Source organism: Thermosediminibacter oceani DSM 16646 (assembly GCF_000144645.1).
GTDB classification, from domain to species: domain Bacteria; phylum Bacillota; class Thermosediminibacteria; order Thermosediminibacterales; family Thermosediminibacteraceae; genus Thermosediminibacter; species Thermosediminibacter oceani.
In genome coordinates, this window is sequence record NC_014377.1 from 457,438 (window position 1) to 475,587 (window position 18,150).

The following is an 18,150-nucleotide window of genomic DNA, read 5'->3' on the forward strand; positions in this document are numbered from 1 at the left end:
TCGCCCAGTAAGAGAAGGATCAGGATAAGGAATACGAGGAAAGCCTGGCGATCCTTGAAGAAACCTCCTCCGAAGCCTCCTCCGAAGCCTCCGCCGCCGACTTCAGCCATTTTAAAAACCCCTCCTTATTATGGTGTCTATTACAATATATGCTTATGGTTTTTTAGAGGTTACAATCTGCTTTTGGGAAAAACAGCCAAAGGGGCTGGAGGCTTTAATTCCGAGGGCTGTACGGTATAATTAAAATATACGAAGTTTATCTGGGAGGTAATTGAGATAGAAAGAAGGGATCTTATTTATAAGATCAAGCGGTACGGTTATTTATTATTGCCGGTGGTTTTTTTCGCAGAAATATATTTTTATCCCTTTGAAGGTAAATTTAAGTTTTCCGCAGGAGTTATTATATTAAACCTTATCATCCTTGCTGTCGATAATGTATCGAAATTTTGGATTGTAATTTTGAGCGGATTGGCGATATTTGCGGTAAGAACCGCGGTATTATTTTTTCAAGGGATAAGTTTTGACACGGCGTTAGCTGTTAATTACCCGTCATTAGTTTATTATGTGATATTTGCCTTTCTGGTAAAAATATCAGATGTTGATAAACGAAAGAACTATGTATTTGGAGCTATAATGCTGCTTTCTTTAGTGGATTTTTCCAGTAATTTATTTGAAGCAGCTATCAGGAACGAGATAAGTCCATCGGGCGTACAGCTGATCTTGATGGTAGGTTTTTTGAGAAGCATTTTGGCCTATTTCATATACCAGCTTTATGAAAGACAAAAACTTTTTATTTTGAGCTCCGAACACCAAAAAAGATATACCCAGCTTAATATGTTGATTTCAAATATACAGGCCGAAATGTTTTATCTGAAAAAATCTATGAAGGATATAGAAAATGTGATGAGAAAAAGCTATAGCCTTTACGAAAGTAATGAATTGGATGGAAAATTGAAAGAGATGGCTTTAGACATTGCAAAGGATGTTCATGAAATTAAAAAGGATTATTATAGAGTCGTGCTGGGCTTCGAATCCTTCATAAAGGGCTTAGAGAATGAGGATGTTATGAAGCTCTCCGATATTTTTACTATAATTAGGGACAATATAGAAAGGTACCTCAAAGCAAAAAATAAGGAGATAAAAATCTTTTTCAATTGTGGAAGCGATTTTTCAGTAGGGCCGTATTATAATATGTTTAATTTATTAAATAATTTGTTAACAAACAGTATTGACGCCTGTAAAAGCGGTGACACAATTGCCGTTTCGGTAACGAATTTGGAAGAGAACGTATGCTTAGAGGTTAGGGACAGTGGCGAGGGAATTGAAGAAGATATACTTCCTTATATCTTCAATCCCGGTTTTACAACTAAATATGATGAAGATACGGGCAGGCCTCATACGGGCATTGGACTTTGCCATGTGAAAAATATCGTAGAAGAGCTGGGTGGAAGCATTGAGGTAACCTCAAAACCGGGAGTAGGTACAAAATTTAAGATACTAATTCCCAAAAAAAGCTTGGTAAGGTGATCTTATGGATAAAACATTTATGATTATTGATGATGACGTTAATGTAAGAAAAATGTTAGCTATACTTATAAGAAAAAATAGACTGGGCAAAGTGCTGACAGAGCTGGATAGCGGAAAGCATGCCGCTCAGGAAATACTTTTTTTTAACCCCGATATTGTGCTTATAGATCTGCTGCTGCCGGCCATGGACGGTATTGAAGTTATAAATGAAGCCAGGTCAAAGGGTTACAAAGGCAAATTTATAATGATATCCCAGGTGGAAGATGAAAACATGGTGGCAAAGGCTTATGAAAGCGGTATATTATTTTTCATAAATAAACCCATAAACAACATAGAAGTGGTAAGTGTCATCAAAGGCGTTTGCCGCATTATCGATCTTGAGAACTCCTTGGCATTGATTAAAAATACCGTTATGAACTATGATGCAGAAAACCACAAGATTAAAGATACAAACGATAAAAACATTGAGACGAGAATAAATAAAATATTTAGCGATCTGGGAATTATAGGTGTTGCCGGCAGCAACGAGTTATTGAAAGTCATATACACGGTGCATGAGCTAAAGCTGGAAAATCCCAATGCCGAATATCAACTCCAGGATATATATGAAAAAGTTCTGGAGGAAGATGATGATAATATAGAAAAACTTAATGTAAAGTCATTAGAGCAAAGAGTCAGAAGGACAATTCAAAAAGCCCTTCAGACGTTGGCTGAACTGGGTTTAAGTGATTTTGACAATGACATTTTTTTGGAATACAGCACGCTCCTTTTTGATTTTAAACAGGTAAGGCAGCAGATGCGGCATATAGAGAACCCGAAGGAAGAGCCCGGCAAGATAAACATCAAAAAGTTTATAGAGGGAATAATTGCTAAATTGAGATATTCGCAATAATTGATTCAATAATTTTTTTTTATTATTTATACTCAAATTCTATTCAATATTTAGTGTAGGATGGCGTATTCTGATGTAGGCCGCCAGTATAATATACTTGTATAACATTATACTTAAAATCTAAAAGTGATGGGGGTTTTACAATGACCGTACAACTTGATATGCTCCAAACTACGGCGCTGGCGGTTATAGTATTATTCCTCGGCGAACTTATAAGAAACAAAGCGCCAATCCTAAAAAAATATTGTATACCTTCACCAGTAATCGGAGGATTATTTTTTGCAGTTTTATTCCTAGTTCTAAAGCAGTACAATATTTTGACGATCACTTTTGATACGACCCTGCAAACTTTCTTTATGAACATGTTTTTCACCACAGTAGGATTCACAGCAAGTTTAAGGCTTCTTAAGAAGAGCGGTATACCGGTACTAGTCTTTTTGACAATATCCATTGTACTTATATTCCTGCAAAATGGTCTGGGAATAGCCCTTGCAAAAGTATTTAATTTAAACGGTTTATTGGGCCTTGCGACGGGTTCCATACCTTTGGTCGGCGGCATCGGTACCTCCGGGGCCTTCGGACCACTTCTTGAAAAAGCGGGTGCAGAGGGAGCCACAACTGTCGCCGTCGCTGCAGCTACTTTTGGAATGATTATGGGCAGCATTATCGGTAATCCGTTAGCCAAGAATTTAATTGAAAAACATGGCCTTATGAAGAACCACAAAACAGCAGCTTTTGAACCCGGATTATCCGCAGAGCTGGCTGTATCGGATGAAGTAGGGGAAGTAAAAGCTGAAAACTTTTATCCGGCATTCGCTCAAATACTCCTGGCTATGGGTATCGGCACTATTATTTCAAGCTTTTTTACAAAAGTGGGATTCACTTTTCCACCGTATATCGGCGCCATGTTCGCAGCAGCCATAATCAGGAACCTGGCGGACTTTACGGGAATGTACAAAGTACCCGAGGATGAAATTAAAGTTGTCGGGGATATATCGCTGTCAATATACCTTGCCATAGCCCTGATGGGATTAAAACTCTGGCAGTTGGCAGACCTAGCATTACCGCTTGTAGTAATGCTGGTGGCACAGACCATATTGATGATGTTGATGGCGTATTTTATAACTTTCAACCTCATGGGACGCGATTACGAGGCTGCGGTATTGACTTCTGGATTCTGCGGCTTCGGCATGGGCGCGACATCCAACGCAATGGCCAATATGAGAGCACTGGTAGAACAATATGCGCCTGCGCCAAGAGCGTTCTTCATAGTTCCTCTGGTTGGAAGCTTGTTTATTGACTTCTTCAATGGAATATTAATCGTAGTCTTTATGAATATGATTAAATAAATAGTATAAAAAAAGTCCGGGTTATTATTCCCGGACTTTTTTATATAATCCCCGCGAACAGGGCGCTGGAAAGGCCGATGCTGAGGAAGTTGACCAGGTCGTTGTTTACAAAACCCAATCCCCGGACGAGTCGGTTTGGCTTGCCGTTGGTGAACCTTTTTTCGGTTTCGCCTTCCAGTTCTTCCGAATAGTATACGCCCTGAAGGGTTGCTCCGAGGATCGAATCGATCAGCGACCCCAGGAATCCCCCGAGGGTCACCATTAGGAGGCTCTGAACGGGGGTAAAGGCCAGGTCCCCGAAATCCATCAATTTAAACCCCGCGGCGGCGGATATGCCTATGAGCAGAGCGCCCATTAATGCGGCCAAAGTCCCCGAAAGGCTCACTGCCCCGGAAGTGCCCTTTTCCACCCTCCTGAAGGTCCTGAGCGAAATGGGCCGGGCCTTGCTCAGTATCCCGAGTTCCGTGGCCCAGGTATCGGCGTTGGCGGCCGCAAAGGATACGGCCAGCAGCACCAGATACGATGGATTTTTCGTAATGTAATAGAGGACCGAATACAAAAGCCCCACGCCACCGTTGGCCAGCACCTGGAAAACGTCCCTGCATCCGGTTTTGTCGAAACTTTGCGTCGCGCGGCTCTTTGCGCTCTTTTTAAAATAGGAAAGCAGGCTGGAGGATATGAAAAAGAGCACCATCAAAAAGGAACCGAAGATCCCCGACGTAGCGTACATCATGGTGCCAAGGATCGTGGCGCCTACGGAACCGTCAAGGGTGAGAGAATTCTTTCGATAGGCGGCGTATGCTATGAAGAAACTGAGCACAAAACCTATCCCGGCCATGTAAATGAAAAGGAACAGGTTCGAATTTTTGAGTATATAGAGGAAATAATTGGACGCCAGGGAGGTTACAACCGGGACGGTAAGGTTGTCCGTGCCGGAGGGCGACAGGGCTTCCGAAATTGTTGCAATGAGCGCTGCCACAAAGCTTACCCTGAGGACGTGCGGGGTAAATCCCAGGAAACTTCCCAGGGCGACTGCAATAGCTATAAAAGAAAAAGCGAGCATCGTAACAGAACCTTCAAGGCTCTTTTCGCTTTTGAAGGCCCTGTACTTCGATTTTCCGAATTTCCAGCCTACAATAGCCGCGAGCCCGTCGCCGTATCCCATGGCCAGGACTCCGGCAAGGCCGAGATACTCAAAACCCCTTCCCAAAAGCCCTCCGTCCCATGTCAGAAGGATAAGGACTATCAGCGATACGGGGAAATACACCGTCCCCAGGTCGGAGCTCGCCCCTTTCCTTTCCATGCCTTTGAATACATTTTTCTTGTGTGAATAATAATTTACCGCCACGAATAAAGCAGGGGGTATGAGGGCGTACCTTATGTCGTCGATGAGGAACATGGCCAAAGGCCACCAGTGGGAAACCCCGATATGTACAAATTTCCTGGTAACTTCGGCGCTTGATCCTCCGGCTTTTCTCAAAACTTCCGAGATTATTATTACGCCGAAGACGAACAGGATGGAAATGACAACTCCTATAAAATCTTTCAATGCCCAAACCTCCTATAGTGACATTTACCACGCTTATTATATCATTATTTTTATTTTCCGGCGAGGCAACGGAAAAACGGCTTTCGGTCATTGATTTTATCACCACCGGGTGATATAATTATAAGCAAACAAATGTTCAGGAGATGAGGCCTATGCTCTCCATCCTCCACGTGGACATGAACGCTTTTTACGCTTCCTGCCACCAGGCCCTGGATCCGTCTTTAAAGGGCAAACCGGTCATAGTTGCCGGGGACCCCAAGAAGCGAAACGGCATAGTGCTCACCGCTTCCTATGAAGCCAGGAAGTTCGGGGTAAAGACCGCTATGCCCAACTGGCAGGCCAGGAAGCTTTGCCCCCACGCCGTATTCATAAAACCCGACTATAGGCTCTACGTCGCCACCAGCCACAGGGTGCTGGAAATACTGCAAAGATTTTCTCCCGTCGTGGAGGTGTTCAGCATCGACGAAGCATGGCTGGACGTTACCGGCTGCGAGGGGCTCTTCGGGGATGCGGTGACCATAGCGGAAAAGATCCAGAGGACCGTGATAGAAGAACTCTCTCTCCCGTGTTCCGTAGGGGTTTCCTGCAATAAACTGCTGGCCAAGATGGCCTCGGACATGAAAAAACCCATGGGGATCACGGTCATAACGCCCGAAGACGTGCCCGACGTAATCTGGCCCCTGCCTGTGGACGAACTTTTCGGCGTGGGCCCCAGGCTGGCGGAACGCCTGAAGAAGATGAACATAAACACGATAGGCGACCTGGCGGCGGTGCCCGTCGAGATGCTGGAAGCGGCTTTCGGGCTGGTGGGACGCCACATCCACCTCTTCGCCAACGGCATAGACGATTCCCCGGTAGATCCCCATTCCATGGACGATGCCAGGTCCATGGGCCACTCGATCACGCTGCCCCGGGATGTGGAAACCTGGGATGAGGCCGAGGCGGTGCTGCTGTCCCTGGCGGAGCAGGTGGGAAGGCGGGTGCGGCGGGGAAACTACGTCGGCAGGGTGGTGACCGTCACCCTCCGGGACTCCTCCTTTTCCACCATAACCCGTTCTACCACGATCCCCCACACCAGCGCCACCGAAGACATATACGCCGCCGCAAAGCGGCTTTTGCGCTCCAACTGGGACGGCAGGACGCCGTTGAGGCTCCTGGGTGTGAGTCTTTCGGGCCTCATAAGGGAATTCGACCAGATTTCCGTATTCGAGGCCGACGAAAAGAAAAAGAGGCTCAACCGGGTTATAGACGAAATAAGGGAGAGGTTCGGGGATAACGCCATCTTCCGGGCGAAGCTGAAGTCCCGGGACCTTATAGGCCAAAAGGGCAGTCCGGCCATAGGACCCTTCGCCAGGCGAAATTGATAGGCCTTGCTTTTGCCGATAAAACGCGATATTGTTAAAGTAAGAGTATAAATGTTGCGGAGGAATGACCTTGATACTCGTTGCCACTTCGGGTTATGCGTACAAAGACTGGAAGGGAAGGTTTTACCCCGAGAACATGAAGGACGGGGATATGCTGGCCTTTTACAGCCGGGAGTTTCCCTTTACCGAGGTGAATTCCAGCTACTACAGCATGCCGACACCGTATATGTTCTACCATATGATGAAAAAAACCCCGGGAAATTTCATCTTCGTCGTCAAAGCTTACGGCGGCATGACCCACCAGAGGGACCTCGGCGATATAACGGTGGGGAGGTTCCACGACGCCTTAAAGCCGCTGGTGGAAGCGGGAAGGCTGGGGTGCGTGCTGGCCCAGTTCCCGTACAGTTTTCACAATAACGAAAAAAACAGGGATTACCTCAAAAAGTTGCGGGAGAGGATGAAGGACCTGCCGCTCGCCGTCGAGTTCAGGTCCGACGACTGGTTGAGGCTTGAAGTTATCCGCCTGCTCAGGGAAAACGATATGGCTTTCGTATGCGTCGACGAGCCGCCCATAAGAGGGCTTCTGCCGCCGGTGGTGGTGGCCACCAGTTCTATAGGATATGTGCGGTTTCACGGCAGGAATATCCGGAAATGGTATAACCACGAGAAATCTTACGAGCGCTACGATTACCTGTACACCGAGATGGAACTTTCGGAATGGGTGCCCAGGATAAGAGAACTTTCCCGCAAGACAAAGGTCGTATTCATAGCGATGAACAACCACTTCAACGCGTCGGCCGTCATCAACGCCAGGCAGCTCTTGGGACTTTTAAAAGAGGCGGGCAATATATAAATAATATTCAGATAAAAAAGGCATCTACTCGGGATGCCTTTTTTATTACCTGTCCCTAAGGGAAATATATGGCTTTAATCTCGTAAAGGAACATGCCGCCGGGGGCGTTCACCTGTACTTTTTCACCGGGCTTTTTCAAAAGGAGCGACTTTCCCACCGGGGACAGAACCGAAACGCTATATATTTCTGGATCTGAGGCAATGTTGCCGCTGGGCAGGACCACCCTGAAATTGTATGTTTCGTCGTTTTCGATATCCTGTACTTGCACTCGGCTGTTGATTACCACATACGGAAAGCTTTCGTCGGCTGTATCTTCCTGCTGGACGGAGCTTATGAATTCATCCATGAACTTGATGTAATTGTCCAGCAGGTGTTCAAGCTCCCGGGCTTCCCTGGGGGAATTACTGAAATGTTCATCGATAAGCCTGCTTTTTCCCGCTTCTAGATCTGCCAGATGTTTAATCAGAGCCTCAAAAGCCGTCTTTGACAGGGTGTAGGTCCTTTGCATTTTAAACCTCTCCTCCCGAAGACATTTTATGGGAAAATCCGTAAAAAAAACAATTCGGGCATTTCGCTTACGCGAAATACCCGTTTATGAAAACCATACCATATATTACAGACATTGTCAACAGTGTATGATGTTTCCATTTAATATAATATTTTACAATTTATGACATATCCTGTACCTTTCCAGGGCGCTTCTCACTATGGAGCCGATGAAATCGGCCCGCGTCATGCCCGCGGTCTTGGCCATGTAGCCCATATATCCGTGATGGGTCCCGTCCTTTGACATGGTAAGTCCGGCGAAGGTATTTATCTCCAGAAAGTACGGGATACCGTCGTCCCCCAGGATCATGTCTATCCTGGAAAAGTCCTTGGCGTTCAGGACCTTGTAGATACTCAGTGCTGTGCTTTTTACTTTTTCCTCCTCTTCGGGGGAGAGCCTTGCGGGACAGTGGATTATCTCGTTGTCGAACATTTTATGTTCAAAGGTATTGGTTCTAGTGGAATTATATTCGATTTCAACCGGTGGCAGAACCCGGGGATTTTTATACCCGATTATTCCCACTGTTATCTCCCTGCCCCTGATGAATTCCTCCACAAGGGCGGGCTGGCCTATTTTATCGGTTATCTTTGATACGACCCGGGCTAGGTCTTCGTGCCTTTCAATGATGTTTTCCTCGCTTATACCGGCGCTGCCGCGGCCACGAACGGGTTTGACAAAAAGCGGGTACTTTAGGTCGTGGTCGGGTATTTCGTTCGGGTCTTCCACCACTATAAATCTCGGCGTGGGAAGTTTATGGTACGCCACTATCTTCTTGCGCGTGGCTTTATCCGTCGCTACCAGGTCCAGCCCGGAACCGGCGAAGGGGATGCCGAAGGCTTCGAGGAAAGCTACTTCCTCGAGCGATGAGGCGTTGAACACCAGGTCTACCTTCTCTTCAAGCACTTTTCTCAAGGTTTCCTGCGGGTTGTCCTTTTTCCATTCTATCATTACCGCATCAAAGCCCGCTTCCTTTATTGCAGAAAAGTGCTGATAAGCCTCTTCATAAGCGTCATCGTAAATGTTTTCCCCGGAAAGTTTCAGCTGGAGCTCCACGTTCCGGAACTTTCTCCAGAATACCCCTACCTTCATATCCATTCCCCCTTTACATTTTTTTAAAATGTAAAGATATAGAATAGATTAAGGAGCCTCCAGCATATCGGCTCGGGTATGAAAGTCCGTAGACGTGTACAATTATATAACAAAGTGGCCTGTTGAGGCAAGAAATTTATACAATTATCAGAAATATCGAGTTTCGGAAATTTACCTTGATTATTTCAAAATTTGTCCAAAATTTGTTATAATATATCCAACAAAATTTGCCATTTAGAGGGAGGATGTTGCAGGATGCTGATTCTTACAAAAAGCGATGTAGAAAAAGCCCTTTCAATGGAAGAGGCCATAAATGCCATGGAGGAAGCTTTTGCCGCCTATTCGACGGGGAGGACTATAGTTCCGCTAAGGACCGTAATCCACATCGGCGGCGCGGAGGGTGACGCCCTGTTCATGCCGGGCTATGTAGAGGGCATCGGCGTGGCGGTCAAGCTGGTGTCGGTTTTTCCGGGCAACGCAAGGTTTGGCAAACCGACCATCAGCTCCGTGGTAGTGCTGGAAGACCGGGAAACCGGAGAACCCGTGGCACTGATGGACGGCGCTTACCTTACGGCCCTCAGGACCGGTGCGGCGTCTGGAGCCGCCTCAAAGCACCTGGCGCGAAAGGACTCGAAGGTGGCCGCCGTAATAGGGGCCGGTGTCCAGGGGAAAACCCAGCTATGGGCCGTGTGCTGTGTGAGAAACATCGAGGAGGCCCGGATTTATAACAGGGATCCGAAGAAGGTCGGACAGTACATAGCCGAAATGAAAACCAAGCTTTCTGGGGTCAGGTTTGTGGAATGCCAAAGTGCTGACGAGGCGGTAAGAGGGGCCGATATAATCATTGCCGCCACCACTTCGGAGACACCCGTATTTTCCGCTTCAAGCGTGAAAAAGGGCGCCCACATCAACGCTATAGGATCTTATACGCCGAAGATGCAGGAAATCCCGACGGAGCTTTTGAAAATGGCCTCAAAGATCGTGGTCGATTCCCGGGAGGCGGTGCTCTCGGAAGCGGGGGATTTTATAATACCCATTTCCAGCGGAGATTTCTCGCCGGAAAATATCTACGGAGAGCTGGGGGAGATCACTTCCGGGAGGCTGCGGGGACGCGAAAGCGATGACGAGATAACCCTTTTCAAGAGTGTGGGGATAGCGGTCCAGGATGTAGCCTGTGCGGCGCGGATTTATGAAAAGGCCGTCAAGATGGGTCTGGGCATAAAAATAGATCTGTCAAACTAGCTTTACGGAGGGATTGAAGCTATGAAGAAAAAGGTTATATTAAAGCTCGTTCTCCCTATCTCTCTCCTGCCTGCAATATTATTATTAGCGGCATACCTGGCAGCCGGTATCTCCTTGCGGGTACATCTTGTACCTATCCTAGCTGTTACCGGACTCGTACTTTTCATAAACTACTTCGTCATAAATTCGGCTTTTATTAAGCTTCGTATACTGGCCGAAGTAATTAGTGAATTTTCCCGCGGTGAAATACCGTCCTTTGAAAAACTGCACCGGAACGGGGGACTTTTTGATTTTCTCGTAGAGCCCGTCTTAAAGGCTTTCGAGCACGTGTTCACACTAATGGGCAGAATGCAGAGGACTGCCGAGGAAATCAAATACTTTTCCGGTAAGTTTGAAGACAGCATGGACCAGATAAGCCATGCCGCCCACCAGATATCCGCATCCATAGAAGAAATAGCTCTGGGGGCGGGAGAGCAGGCCGAAGCCGCTCAGGAGACGTCGAATAACATCAATACGCTTTCAGCCCTGGCGGAAAAAATAGCCGGGGAGGCCAGGGAAGGGGAAGAGGGTATAAAGGCCATGGTCGAGAGGGTGAGGGAGACGAGGGGGGTACTGGAAGGCCTCATCAGTAACCTGAGCCTGTCGTCTCAGACAAGCTCCCTTTCTGCTTCCAAGATGAGGGACCTGGAAAATCTGACAACCATGATCAACGGTTTTGTAAAAGTTATCACCGATATTGCCGACCAGACCAATTTGCTGGCGCTCAACGCTGCCATAGAAGCGGCAAGAGCCGGGGAACAGGGGCGCGGTTTTGCGGTGGTAGCCGGTGAAGTGAGGAAGCTGGCGGAACAGTCGGCGAAAGCTGCAGAAGAGATAAAGGAATTGTCGGAGAGGATCCAGAAGGAGGCCCGGGAAACGGCGTTACAGGTGGAAAAGAATCTCGAAGTGGTAAATGAGAACATAGAAAAAGGCAACGAGTCCATGACCGCCTTTGACGATATAGTATCGGCAATAAAAAGTTTTGAAGTTTCCATCGAGCGCATAAACAGAATGGCTGGGGAACAGGTAGAAAAGGTCGTCAAGGTTTCCGAGGCGGCGGAGAAAATGGCGGCCGTTTCCGAGGAGACTGCGGCAGGGGTGCAGGAAATAGCGGCATCCAGCCAGGAACAGAAAAATCTGCTCGGAGCTATATCGGAGGAAACCGGCAGGCTGTCAACCATGTCTTCCGAACTCATGGAAATATCCGAAGCGTATACCCGGAACTACAGGATACCTGAAAGCGCAAGAGTAAAGTTATCCGCCATAAAACAGCAGCTTTCCCTTCTGGCCGGGAAGGACTTCGTCGTAAACAGGGATGTGGAAGTCCTGAAACGTGAATTTGAAAAGGTAAAGCGGGAAACGCCGGAAATACTTGAGTTAATCACCCTCGACGAAAAAGGCGACATTATCTACGTAACCAGTGACATCCCGGTAAAAAACTTGGCTTTCAGGCCGTGGTTTCAGGAAGCCGTCCGGGGAAACGAATTCATATCTAAACCCTACATCGATATATCGGCAAACCGCATGACGGTTACCATATCGGTGCCGGTTAGAAACGAAGAAGGCAGCGTGGTCGGCGTGATCGGCGCCGATGTGAACCTGAATAAGACTTTAAATCTCCTTTGATGATAAAAACGCACCTGCTTTCCACTCGGGAAAGCAGGTGCGTTTTACTTTACAGGATAAACTTTGCGCTAGCTTCTTTGAGTTTTTCCACAAGGTTGATGAGTTCCGTGGTGCTGGCGCTTATGGTCTGGGCTGCCGAACTCATCTCCTGGGCCGATGCGGCTATCTCCTGGGAAGAAGCCGCGTTCTCCTCCGATATTGCGGCGGCGTTAGATACCTCTTCGCTTATTTTCCTGCTGTGTTCGCTGACGCTCCTGGCCTTTTTCTCGATATCACTCAGAAGGTCGGCAACACGCCTTGCACCTGCCGATATTTCCGCGAAATGATTCATGGTTTCGCCGCCTATGATCGCCTGCTCTTCAATGAGAACCACCGCTTCTTCGGTAGCCGTATTCGAAAGGTTAATATTCTCCGTGACCTGTTTAACTATTTTTGTTATCTGGCTCGCCTGCTGGCTGGACTGTTCGGCCAGCTTCCTGATCTCCTCGGCCACCACCGCGAATCCCCTGCCGGCCTCACCGGCCCTGGCTGCCTCGATGGCGGCGTTGAGAGCCAGGAGGTTGGTCTGCTCGGCTATGCCCGTTATTACGTCGGTAATGCCCGCTATCTCTTTCGCCTGTTCTATGAGGCTGGTCATGGCGGACTTAATATTTTCTGCCTTGGTGGTGGTGAGCTCTAATTTTTGGGAGAGCTCTTTCATGATCTTTTCGCCCTGCTCGGTTCTCTTCACCGTATCCATAGTGTTCTGTGTAATGGACTCCAGGTTTTCCACTAAAGCCTGCATCATTGTGGTGGTATCCTCGACTGCCGCAGATATATTCCCTGTATTCTGGGCCATATCCTGGGCTCCGGCCGAAATCTGGCTAACGGTCTCGGCTACCTGTTCGGCAGCCTGGGCGGTATCCTGAGCTCCCTGCGATATCTCCCTTATAGCCTTTTCCAGGTTGGCAATGGCGGTGCCCATGAAGCCGAGAACTGTTTTAGTATTTTCGAGCATTTTCTTGAGAGAGCTGCCGAGGGTTCCGAGTTCGCCGAAAAATCCCTCGGGTACTTCTACCCGGAGGTCCCCCGTTGCCAGGGTATCGGCCACCGCCGTGAGCTTAAGTATGGGCGAAGATAACTGCCGGCTGAAAACGACGGCTGCAGCGATGACGATAACCGTCACGACCAGGATCAGGGTGATGGTGGACCAGAAAAAGCTTTTCAGTCCCGCGTATACTTCGTCCGACGAGGCGGTGACGCATAAGGACCATCCGGTGTTCTTAACCGGGGAGAAGGCGGCAAGTTTGTATTCTCCGCTGTATTCATACCTTACGGTGGCTTCTTCGCCCTTTATCATGCGTTCCCCGACCCTGTTCAACGACTCGGACTCGGTCTTTGTTATGTTCATGTTCATAACCATCTTTTCGTCCGGATGGGCTATGGTGGTGCCCATTTTGTCCACCAGGAAGGCATACCCTGTGGTACCGTATTTTACCGAGTTTATGATGTTGATAAGGGCGTTCGCGTTTACATCGGCACCTACTATGCCGGTTATACCGCCCTGACCTTTCACGGGGGCCACTATGACCAGAATTTTGTCACCGGTTACCTTATCGATGACGAGTTCCGATACGGTGGTTTTGCCCGTAGACATTATTTCCTTGAAATACTGCCGGTCGTTGATATCGGTGATTGGCTTGGTGATGTCGTCGTTCAGGTACGAGTAAACTTTGCCGTCAGGCGTGGCGTACCAGAGGAGCTGGACGTCCGGTGCTGCAGGCTGTACCGTTTTTAATATGGGGATTAAACTTTCTAAGTTACCGCTCTTAATTACGGGATTTTCCGCGAGGGTTTCCAATATCTCCATTCTTTCGCTGACCCAGAGGTCGATAACGCTGGCCGCGGATACGGCCTTTCCGAGTAGTTCCCGGTCGGCTGCATGGGTCAAGTTGTTTTTTGAGGTGCTGTAGTTGAAGAAGCTCAAGACTATAAGGGGTACGAGGGATATAAGAAGGAACAGAACGGTCAACCTTGTCCTTATTCCACCACTTATTTTAATTCCCTTCAGCTTTTTCATATGTATCCTCCTTCGAGAAATTTTTTAGCTGGTCTTTTTCTGCCACATTGAGTATTTCACTCGTTTTAATAAGTATTACTATATTATCTCCCATCTTTGCCAGCCCATGGATGAAGCGGGCATCGATGGTCAAGGCCTCTGGAGGTTTTTCCAGGTCTTCCTCTTCCAGTGCCGCTACTTCGGTGACATAATCCACTATGAGCCCCGCCGTGGTTTCATCGATATTTACCACAATGATCCTGGAGTCTCTTGTTATTTCACCGTCGGCAAGGCCGAACCTCTTTTTGAGGTCTATCACGGGAATGATTCTCCCCCTTAAGTTTATTACCCCTTCGATAAAATGAGGGGCTCTGGGGATATGCGTTATTTCCATCATTCTGATGATTTCCTGCAGATCGAAAATGTCTATGCCGTAAAGTTCCTTTCCGAGGCCGAAAACTACTACTTGTCTCAAGCTCTCCCTCCTTTCCTGTAATAAAAAAAGCAGCCTTCAAAATGTAATCAAAGATTTGGCTGCCCTGGTTGGAACCTTTCCTTGGCCGATGGCCTTTCAATGAGCCGGCAACCTGGCAGCCGTAGCTCCATCATCAATGGAGCCGTAGGCCCATGGCTTTGCGCCCCTGCCTTTCGACAGGTTTGCCTTTTATCGGCGGTATATGTCGAATTACGCAAAAAATAACTACTAATATTTTACATTTTTTACTTTTACATAGTCAAGCTATATTTTTCCATATCAGAAAAATCGTATTTACAATACAACTTATAGCGGCAAAGGTTGCGGCTTGCGCCGGAAATCTTTTTCACCAAAACGGGAATTCCTCTTCGAATTGGGAGAACCGCTGGAAAGTTGAAAAAGGTCCCGCCGGAGCAGGATTAAGGATTTATTTGGAGAATATATATCGTGACAAAGATGGGAGGGATATTTTATGGCGGTAATGTGGACGGAGGACCTTTCCACAGGAGTAAGTCTGATCGACGAACAACACAAGGAGCTTTTCAAAAGGGTGAACGACCTGCTTTTGGCCTGCTCGAAAGGGAAAGGTAGGGAAGAGGCCGTAAAGGCCATTGATTTTCTAGGTGAATACATCGTCATGCACTTCGGCGCCGAAGAAAAATACATGCGGGAAAACGATTTTCCCGGCTACCAGGCACATAAAAAGCAGCATGACGGCTTTGTAGCGGAATTCAAAGAAATAAAGCAAAGAATGGAGCAGAACGGCCCTACGGTGGACCTGGTGGTAAAAATAAACCATTTCCTCATCGATTGGCTTATAAATCACATCAAAAAGACGGATAAAGCGCTGGGAGCGTTTTTGAAGAATAAGATTTGAAGTAAGATAGCTAGCTGAGCCAATTTGGGGCTGGTAACCCCCAACTTAAAATTTTTTAATAATAAAAAATCAATGAGGTAATTGGAAAACATTGCATTAAATGGTATTATTATATTATCGAGTAGTATATTATACAGTATAGTGAGGCATTAAAGGGACTACCGACTATGGGACGGGGTGAAATCCATGAGGTGTTCGTCGTGATAAGGGTTTTGGTAGCGGATGATTCTGCGCTGATGAGGCTCATTATAAAGGACCTGCTGGAAAAGGACCCCGAAATAAAGGTAGTGGATACCGCCGGAAACGGCAGGGAAGCCGTCGAGAAAGCCGAAAGGCTAAAACCCGACGTCATTACGCTGGACGTTAATATGCCGGAGATGGACGGGCTTTCTGCTTTAAAAAAGATCCGTGAAAAAAAACTGGGCAATGTTTTGATGCTTTCGTCCCTGACCCGGGAAGGCGCCAGCGTGACCATCAAGGCTCTGGAGCTCGGCGCCTTTGACTTCGTGGCAAAGCCCGGAGGGAGCATATCGCCCGACATAAAGGAATTCGCGGATGAAATAATAGCCAAAGTGAAGGCCGGCTATAACGCCCGGGATATCCGGGAAAGACCGGTAAATCCGCCGGCGCCCGGCATACATTTCACTTCAGAAATGAAAGCCGTGGTCATCGGGATTTCCACCGGGGGCCCCAGGAACATAATGCACGTTCTCCCTTTCATTCCCCCCGATATAAATGCAGCCATCTTCCTGGTGCAGCACATGCCTCCGGGGTTCACAGGCCCTTTAGCGAGGAGGCTTGATGAGCGTTGTGCTTTGAAGGTGGTGGAAGCCGAGGACGGCATGGAAGTAAAACCCGGCACCTGCTATGTGGGCAAGGGGGGCTACAATATGCTTCTTTCAAGCGAAAGAAATGGCTTCCGGCTGGTGGTGACCGATACCCCGAAATACAGATTCATGCCTTCGGCGGATGTCACGATGGATTCGGTCCTCACCATTTTCCGGGAAAATACCATAGGGGTTCTGATGACAGGCATGGGCGATGACGGAGCCGGGGCGATGGTAAGAATAAGAAAAGCCGGTGGCAGGACGATTGCCGAGTCAAAAGAGACAGCGGTAATATTCGGAATGCCCCGGGCGGCAATTGAAAGAGGAGGGGCAGAGTTTATCCTCCCGAGTTACGAGATACCGGCAAAAATAACCGAACTGACAGGAGTGAGGAGGTTAAATGCAAAAGAGTGACGGGGTTACAGTCGATTTTTTAAAAACCTTGTTAGATTCGATTAACGTCAACCTGTGCGTCATAGGAGAAAGCGGGGAAATTCTGCTGGTGAACAAAAGATGGGAGGAGTTTGCCCTAAAGAATGGTATTGACAACGTTGGCACGGTGGGTCCCGGAGTCAATTATTTAGAAGTACTGGAAAACGCCGTTCGAAATGAACATACGGATTCGGAGGTGGCAAGGGCTGCCCGGGAGGGGATAAGGGAGGTCCTGGAGGGAAAAAGCGAAGGGTTTTACCTGGAATACCCCTGCCGCTCGGAGAGCGAGGACCGGTGGTACCTGATGGTGGTATCCAGGATCGATTGGGATCCGGTCGCGGCGGCCATTTGCCATATAAACATCACAGAAACCAAAAGAAAGCAGGTTCAGTTGAGACTGAACATATACGATGAGCTCACCGGCCTTTACAACCGGTGGATGTTCCGAAAAGAATTGAAAAAACTCCGCCGAACCGACGAGCTGCCGGCGGCCGTAATAGTGTACGACCTGGACGGACTGAAACTCATAACCGATGTGCTGGGCAGTGAAGCCGGGGATAAACTGCTCAAGGCCTTTGCCGACATCCTAAAGAGCAGCTGCCGGGAAAAGGACGTGGTGGCACGGATAGGCGGCGACGAATTCGGCATTATAATGAGGGGTTGCGATGAAAAGATCGTTGATTCCTTCATAAAGAGAATCATGGCGAAGATCGAAAATTTTAATTCGAAAAATGAAGATCTGCACCTGTCGGCATCTTTTGGCTACTCGGTAAAGCACCACGGCTTTCAGGACATTTACAAAGTGTTCAACGAAGCACGCTGCAATATGTATACAAACAAGCTGCTGAAGAGGCGGTCTGCCAAAAATGCCATAGCTCGCATTATAACCAGGAAGCTCCAGGAGCGCAATCGTGCACGGGAAGAACGTATAGAAAGGCTTATAAGGCTCGCCGAGGCCTTTGGGAAAAAGCTCGATCTTCCGCCGGAGGATATGGAAAAGTTTTTACTGCTATGCCGCTATCACGACGTAGGAGAGATAAGCCTTCCGCCGAACCTGGTTAAAAAAGGGAGGATGACCTGGGAAGAGAGGGAAATATTGCAAAAGCATTGCGTCGCCGGCTACAGGATAGCCATTTCCGTGCCGTCGATTTCCGGGATTGCGGACCTAATCCTGAGCCATCATGAACATTACGACGGCAGCGGCTACCCCTTTAAGCTGCGGGGAAAGGAAATACCGTTCCTGTCCCGGGTCTTTGCCATAATAGACGCTTATGAAGCCGTGGTTGGCCAAAGGCCCTACAGGAAACCGTTGAGCCACGAGGAGGCCGTAGAAGAATTAAAAAGGTGCGCCGGCACCCAGTTCGATCCTGACCTGGTGAAACTATTTACCGAAATGGGACCGGTGATTTAAGCGGCGGATGATT

At 47.9% G+C, this 18,150-nt stretch carries 15 protein-coding genes and 1 riboswitch; of the genes, 10 read left to right on the top strand and 5 right to left on the bottom strand.

Translation table 11 applies throughout. The features are described from left to right. The first annotated feature begins 333 nt into the window (after positions 1–333). The 3 genes from TOCE_RS02325 to gltS all read left to right on the top strand — a co-directional run bounded on the left by TOCE_RS02325 (position 334) and on the right by gltS (position 3,768). Positions 334–1,527: an ATP-binding protein gene (locus tag TOCE_RS02325; RefSeq protein WP_245523162.1), complete on the top strand. Its 1,194-nt coding sequence runs from the start codon at positions 334–336 to the stop codon at positions 1,525–1,527. Between the two features lie 4 nt (positions 1,528–1,531). Beyond that, positions 1,532–2,419 (top strand): DNA-binding domain-containing protein, encoded by an 888-nt coding sequence (locus tag TOCE_RS02330; RefSeq protein ID WP_013275287.1) that lies wholly within the window; start codon positions 1,532–1,534, stop codon positions 2,417–2,419. A gap of 143 nt (positions 2,420–2,562) precedes the next feature. Next, a complete protein-coding gene (gltS, locus tag TOCE_RS02335; RefSeq protein WP_013275288.1) occupies positions 2,563–3,768 on the top strand; it encodes a sodium/glutamate symporter in 1,206 nt (401 codons plus the stop codon). A gap of 40 nt (positions 3,769–3,808) precedes the next feature. Here gltS and TOCE_RS02340 read toward each other — a convergent pair whose 3' ends face one another. Further along, positions 3,809–5,317: a DUF92 domain-containing protein gene (locus TOCE_RS02340; RefSeq protein WP_013275289.1), complete on the bottom strand. Its 1,509-nt coding sequence runs from the start codon at positions 5,315–5,317 to the stop codon at positions 3,809–3,811. 152 nt (positions 5,318–5,469) lie between these two features. Between TOCE_RS02340 and TOCE_RS02345 the strand changes: the two genes are divergently transcribed. Together TOCE_RS02345 and TOCE_RS02350 are read left to right on the top strand one after the other, a co-directional pair. Continuing rightward, positions 5,470–6,681: a DNA polymerase IV gene (locus tag TOCE_RS02345; protein ID WP_013275290.1), complete on the top strand. Its 1,212-nt coding sequence runs from the start codon at positions 5,470–5,472 to the stop codon at positions 6,679–6,681. A 64-nt stretch (positions 6,682–6,745) separates the two neighbouring features. Continuing rightward, positions 6,746–7,534, top strand: a complete 789-nt coding sequence (locus TOCE_RS02350) for a DUF72 domain-containing protein (RefSeq protein ID WP_425358471.1) — start codon at positions 6,746–6,748, stop codon at positions 7,532–7,534. 55 nt (positions 7,535–7,589) lie between these two features. Here the strand turns inward: TOCE_RS02350 and TOCE_RS02355 are convergent, their stop codons facing one another. Together TOCE_RS02355 and TOCE_RS02360 are read right to left on the bottom strand one after the other, a co-directional pair. Then, complete coding sequence (locus tag TOCE_RS02355; protein WP_013275292.1) at positions 7,590–8,042, bottom strand: GreA/GreB family elongation factor; 453 nt, start codon at positions 8,040–8,042, stop codon at positions 7,590–7,592. 153 nt (positions 8,043–8,195) lie between these two features. Beyond that, positions 8,196–9,170 carry a D-alanine--D-alanine ligase family protein gene (locus TOCE_RS02360; RefSeq protein WP_013275293.1) on the bottom strand — a complete coding sequence of 325 codons (975 nt, stop codon included), beginning with the start codon at positions 9,168–9,170 and terminating at the stop codon, positions 8,196–8,198. A gap of 255 nt (positions 9,171–9,425) precedes the next feature. On the opposite strand from TOCE_RS02360, the gene TOCE_RS02365 reads away from it, so the two are divergent. Further along, entirely contained in the window at positions 9,426–10,412 is a 987-nt protein-coding gene (locus TOCE_RS02365; RefSeq protein ID WP_013275294.1) for an ornithine cyclodeaminase family protein, read from the top strand. Positions 10,413–10,433: 21 nt separating this feature from the next. Continuing rightward, positions 10,434–12,077 carry a methyl-accepting chemotaxis protein gene (locus tag TOCE_RS02370; protein ID WP_013275295.1) on the top strand — a complete coding sequence of 548 codons (1,644 nt, stop codon included), beginning with the start codon at positions 10,434–10,436 and terminating at the stop codon, positions 12,075–12,077. Positions 12,078–12,126: 49 nt separating this feature from the next. Here the strand turns inward: TOCE_RS02370 and TOCE_RS02375 are convergent, their stop codons facing one another. After that, positions 12,127–14,136, bottom strand: a complete 2,010-nt coding sequence (locus tag TOCE_RS02375) for a methyl-accepting chemotaxis protein (RefSeq protein WP_013275296.1) — start codon at positions 14,134–14,136, stop codon at positions 12,127–12,129. After that, positions 14,114–14,590: a chemotaxis protein CheW gene (locus tag TOCE_RS02380; protein ID WP_013275297.1), complete on the bottom strand. Its 477-nt coding sequence runs from the start codon at positions 14,588–14,590 to the stop codon at positions 14,114–14,116. The genes TOCE_RS02375 and TOCE_RS02380 overlap by 23 nt, the downstream gene beginning before the upstream one ends. A 103-nt stretch (positions 14,591–14,693) precedes the next feature. After that, positions 14,694–14,787, bottom strand: a riboswitch (cyclic di-GMP riboswitch). 275 nt (positions 14,788–15,062) lie between these two features. Here TOCE_RS02380 and TOCE_RS02390 point away from each other — a divergent pair. From TOCE_RS02390 to TOCE_RS02400, 3 genes are all read left to right on the top strand, one after another. After that, the gene (locus tag TOCE_RS02390; protein ID WP_013275298.1) at positions 15,063–15,467 is read left to right on the top strand and encodes a bacteriohemerythrin; all 405 of its coding nucleotides are present in this window, start codon (positions 15,063–15,065) and stop codon (positions 15,465–15,467) included. A gap of 200 nt (positions 15,468–15,667) precedes the next feature. Next, positions 15,668–16,708, top strand: coding sequence for a protein-glutamate methylesterase/protein-glutamine glutaminase (locus TOCE_RS02395; RefSeq protein ID WP_041423831.1), 1,041 nt, complete (start codon positions 15,668–15,670; stop codon positions 16,706–16,708). Then, positions 16,695–18,137: a sensor domain-containing diguanylate cyclase/phosphohydrolase gene (locus tag TOCE_RS02400; protein WP_013275300.1), complete on the top strand. Its 1,443-nt coding sequence runs from the start codon at positions 16,695–16,697 to the stop codon at positions 18,135–18,137. The genes TOCE_RS02395 and TOCE_RS02400 overlap by 14 nt, the downstream gene beginning before the upstream one ends. Positions 18,138–18,150 lie beyond the last annotated feature (13 nt).

What these genes read in the sequence shown, in the direction of transcription:
- TOCE_RS02330 (WP_013275287.1), top strand. Translation starts at nt 1,532, where the DNA reads ATGGATAAAACATTTATGATTATTGATGATGACGTTAATGTAAGAAAA.
- gltS (WP_013275288.1), top strand. Translation starts at nt 2,563, where the DNA reads ATGACCGTACAACTTGATATGCTCCAAACTACGGCGCTGGCGGTTATA.
- TOCE_RS02345 (WP_013275290.1), top strand. Translation starts at nt 5,470, where the DNA reads ATGCTCTCCATCCTCCACGTGGACATGAACGCTTTTTACGCTTCCTGC.
- TOCE_RS02350 (WP_425358471.1), top strand. Translation starts at nt 6,746, where the DNA reads ATGACCTTGATACTCGTTGCCACTTCGGGTTATGCGTACAAAGACTGG.
- TOCE_RS02355 (WP_013275292.1), bottom strand. Translation starts at nt 8,042, where the DNA reads ATGCAAAGGACCTACACCCTGTCAAAGACGGCTTTTGAGGCTCTGATT.
- TOCE_RS02360 (WP_013275293.1), bottom strand. Translation starts at nt 9,170, where the DNA reads ATGAAGGTAGGGGTATTCTGGAGAAAGTTCCGGAACGTGGAGCTCCAG.
- TOCE_RS02365 (WP_013275294.1), top strand. Translation starts at nt 9,426, where the DNA reads ATGCTGATTCTTACAAAAAGCGATGTAGAAAAAGCCCTTTCAATGGAA.
- TOCE_RS02370 (WP_013275295.1), top strand. Translation starts at nt 10,434, where the DNA reads ATGAAGAAAAAGGTTATATTAAAGCTCGTTCTCCCTATCTCTCTCCTG.
- TOCE_RS02375 (WP_013275296.1), bottom strand. Translation starts at nt 14,136, where the DNA reads ATGAAAAAGCTGAAGGGAATTAAAATAAGTGGTGGAATAAGGACAAGG.
- TOCE_RS02390 (WP_013275298.1), top strand. Translation starts at nt 15,063, where the DNA reads ATGGCGGTAATGTGGACGGAGGACCTTTCCACAGGAGTAAGTCTGATC.
- TOCE_RS02400 (WP_013275300.1), top strand. Translation starts at nt 16,695, where the DNA reads ATGCAAAAGAGTGACGGGGTTACAGTCGATTTTTTAAAAACCTTGTTA.